Consider the following 3721-nt stretch of genomic DNA (forward strand, 5'->3'; position numbering starts at 1 on the left):
CTTGTCGAACACCTCAGGCGCGTAGGCATCGAAATGGAACCACCAACCGAACAGTTGCCACGGCTTGTAGATCGGCCAGCCGGCTGCGACAAACCATGGGGGTCCGAGTTGCGGCTGATAGTCTAACGTTTGGGCACACCATTGCGTTGCTGTCCAAACACCAAAGATGACAAAGGCGAAGACAACGGCGATCTGCCCAATTAGAACCTTGGTGGGTGTCATGGCGCTGTTCCTGTGTGTGCCTGAGGCCAAGCATCGAGCCATTCAACACGAACGCGAATGGCCGTCAGGCACTACCTGCTGCGATGATATCCGATCGACGCTCGGCGTGGGGCAAGTAGCCGAAAAGGCACTCCNCTCGCTAGCAAAGCCGATCATGGCCCGCCGGCAGCTTGCGCCCTGGAAATGGGGCCACGCGGGGTCTTCAACTTGAAGGAATTGCTGAAGCAATGAAGCAACGTAGTGAGTCTCTTTGCGGGTCGACGAACACCCCGCGATCATGACCGGGTAGCGTGTCGCCCCTTCAACCTGCGTCGCGTGCGGAGAGAACTCCTCCGCGTAACCAGGCAACGAGTTCGATGGTGTTAGCAAATATCTTCTTACATCCTGCAACAATCATAGGATTGTCGCCAGAGGGTAGCAATGTTCGATCATCGGTCTTGAGACCAAGGCACAACTTGTTGAGCGCACGACCGTAGCCAATTTCAAATGCCACCCCTTCATCAATCGTGCGACCATCCAGTACAGCAACGATACAATCGCACCTTCTAATGGCATTGATGTCCGCCTCAAACACCAATTGCCTCGCAGCCTCCACTGGCATCCCTCCATCCACTAGATCGCGCATGAGCTTTCCGTCGCGTTGGGGAAGAAAAACGTGCGCCATAGGCTCAAGAAGGCTTGTCAGCCGCTCATTGAAGCTGCGCTCAATGTCGTTGAATAGCGGGGCTGCCAGATAGATACGCATGGACATTCGAGCATCATTCATAGCGCGCAATAATCGTGTTGAGCTCGGTCGGTTCATATTCCTCAAATAGAACGTGCCGAGCCACTTTGCGAGCAATGTCACCCGGACTGTTCTCATCAGTTGAGAGGACAAACGACGGATTGTAGATCGTTTTGAGGGTCATAGTCTGTGCATCAAAATAGGGTTGCTTGCCCGCCTCCTCCGGAGGGCGACCTCGCGCCATATTTCGCTTCACTAGCGTCTTGGAGTCAGCCTCAATAAATATGATCTCTCCTTTCTGAAGAGGCTGATCGCGAGTTACTAGATCGCGCAATGCATGAGACTTTATCTTATTCTCGTCATCGCTTTTAGAGAAGGCATAAAGATCCAAAGGGGCACGATCCATAAAATGAAGCCCCGCCGTCGCCGCATGCATACGACGATTCTTCTCCTTCAGTTCCGAATATATGAATTGATCGATAATTGCCTGCTGCTCTTCACCGATTTTACTCGACGCCATATACATCTCACGAGGAGGTGGCCGTGTCCATTCTTCGTGTGTGTGAAAGCATCGCAAGTGCTCAAGCAATGTCGACTTCCCAGAGGCGACAGGCCCCACTATATAATAGTGATACCGAGAGCGCCGATCCTCTCCAAGCGTTTCTACGGTTTCACTGAATCCTCTTTCATCAAGATTAAGGATCTCGAGAAAATCTCCGATCTCAGCAGACGTTAGAAATATCGTTACCAAGTTATAGAGTTCGAGATTGGCCTCGAATATGTCCTGCCTTCTCGCCTCTGATAGGGCCCCTTCTTCCTTGATCCAATATATCATATAGTGATGATTAGCTGGGCTCTTATCACGGTTGAGACGTAGGTAGTTTTTGAGAGAGCTGTCGGCAAGCGAATGACCAATCAACAGCATTGTGTTTTGAACAAAGCGAAGAAACAGATACTCAGAACTGACACCCGGGGAACGTGCACGAGCATCCGCGAAAGAATCTTCCGTGAATATCAGTTGGGGGCTGCGCTTCTTAAGGCTGGCACGGGGCAATATTCCGTTGACGTGATAAACTGTCGTCAGATTCCCTCGATCCGTAAGAGGTGGTTGCCAAGTGACGCTTAGGGCGTTACCGGACTCGCTGCCAAAGGCGCTTTGCTTTACTTGCTCCCCTATCGCATCAGCCAGGAGGTCGTCGAAGTTGAAATTTATTACGAGTGATACTTTGCGAGAAAGATCACGCAGCTGTGCGAGATAGGGATGCGTTTGTATAACCTCGGCGATTGTTTGCGGGACTTTCTCATAGATCGCCTTGTGAATAGCGTCGCCCCATTCATATTCAACCGTAGCGGACCTAAGCTCTGCCGGCTCCGTGACAGGACATGCCCCTCTAAAGCGATGATAGATGATCTGTCCGAGATATTCAGGTTGGAGCCCCGCCGCAACGTGTGCTGCTAAATCATCAGGGAGGCCGCCCTGAATCTCCGCAAGCCTTTTCAATAGGTCCTGCCATCCAGGCACCTTGGCGTCGATTGAAATCCCGGCTCCGGTCACCAGGTTCAGCCGTTGCAGTCTCAGCCTCTGGTAGAGGTGGCACAAAAATCGAGGGAGACGCGGTTGTCGCGCGATGGCGGCATGAAGATTACTAACCATCATTCAGACCTCGAATATCGAGGCGATTGAGCCCGCTGCGGCTGGATCATATTTCCCCCCGACCCCACGGATGTTCCATAGTCCAGATTGGCGGATTTGCGCTACAGGAGATTTGAGGCCGAGCCAGTCAGGACTGGGATAATCAATTGTCCGCATCGATTCGCTCAACAATGCAATCAGCTGCATCTCAACCTTAGCTCGCAAACTTTCCTTGCTAGGTTCGTCATCAACTTCGAGCAGAACCACCTCTAAACCCTGAAGATACCGAGAGACCGCAAGCTCATGCTCCATCTCCAAACTCTTCACCTCGGGGCGCGCGTCCTGACCCTCACCCCAAGTCGGAAGGCTGCCATGGCCGAGGCCGGCCTCCAGCATCGCTCTACCAATGTGCAGACGGAAGATGGAGCCACGATGGTTGCCGATCTGACTGGAAGGTCCTAGGTGATTGCGCAATCGACCCCGCAGAGAGGCCTTCGAGCCAGCGCTAACTGCGTGGGTACCGATCCGCACCACTCGGTAACCAGCGCCCCGGAAGTTCCGTTCCGCGCCGTCCAAGAAGATATAGACTCCGCGTTTTGGTACGGATCTCGACGAAAGTTCCCTGAACGAGAACACACGGTCCGCTATACGCTCTTCAGCAATCCAATTATAGAGCCGATCCAGGTCCTGTATCCTTGCGGCCATTCGTTTTGCTTCCNCCAAGGCGCGACGATATCCAACGGAGAGGCCCTAGCTCTGTTCAGCTCCAGCAACGGCATACTGTATTCGTTAGCAGCAAGCAGCGTCACCTGCCTGCTTTCAGCACGAGCAGCAAGCGCATCAAGCACCTGCTCAGCCCAATCGCGTTGATTGGCTTCAGGCAGATCGGGGAGATTGAGATCATACGGCGCGATAACCATCTCGCCCCCGACGATCCCATGTTTGCCCGACAAAATTGCGTAGGGCGCCCCGAGCGATCGAACAAGATTGATGCAACTTTTGAATCGGTCCGAAGTATAGAGCTGATCTGCGGGGGCGGCTTCTTGGCGCTTCTTTCGGCCGCACCCAATGACAATGAGTGGAACGACACCATTGCGACCCAGCACAGCTTCTCGGAGAAGCATGGCCGGAGCCTCGAACAG

4 protein-coding genes and 1 pseudogene are annotated in these 3721 nt (G+C 53.3%); all 5 read right to left on the reverse strand.

The features are described 5' to 3' along the window. Window positions 1-222 (reverse strand): annotated as a pseudogene (locus X742_RS01000000171090) (conjugal transfer protein TraG); the annotation flags it as partial. Window positions 223-523: 301 nt separating this feature from the next. Continuing rightward, the gene (locus X742_RS140695) at window positions 524-973 is read right to left on the reverse strand and encodes a nucleoside 2-deoxyribosyltransferase (RefSeq protein ID WP_023775534.1); all 450 of its coding nucleotides are present in this window, start codon (window positions 971-973) and stop codon (window positions 524-526) included. A 7-nt stretch (window positions 974-980) separates the two neighbouring features. Further along, on the reverse strand, window positions 981-2603 hold the full coding sequence (locus tag X742_RS140690) for an SIR2 family protein (protein WP_023724114.1): 1623 nt from the start codon (window positions 2601-2603) through the stop codon (window positions 981-983). Continuing rightward, complete coding sequence (locus X742_RS1000000174570) at window positions 2604-2975, reverse strand: hypothetical protein (protein WP_023775535.1); 372 nt, start codon at window positions 2973-2975, stop codon at window positions 2604-2606. 248 nt (window positions 2976-3223) lie between these two features. Further along, the coding region (locus X742_RS1000000176870) for a DUF6884 domain-containing protein (RefSeq protein WP_023775536.1) at window positions 3224-3721 on the reverse strand (498 nt) is incomplete at its 5' end.

Source organism: Mesorhizobium sp. LNHC229A00, assembly GCF_000502415.1.
Taxonomy (GTDB): domain Bacteria; phylum Pseudomonadota; class Alphaproteobacteria; order Rhizobiales; family Rhizobiaceae; genus Mesorhizobium.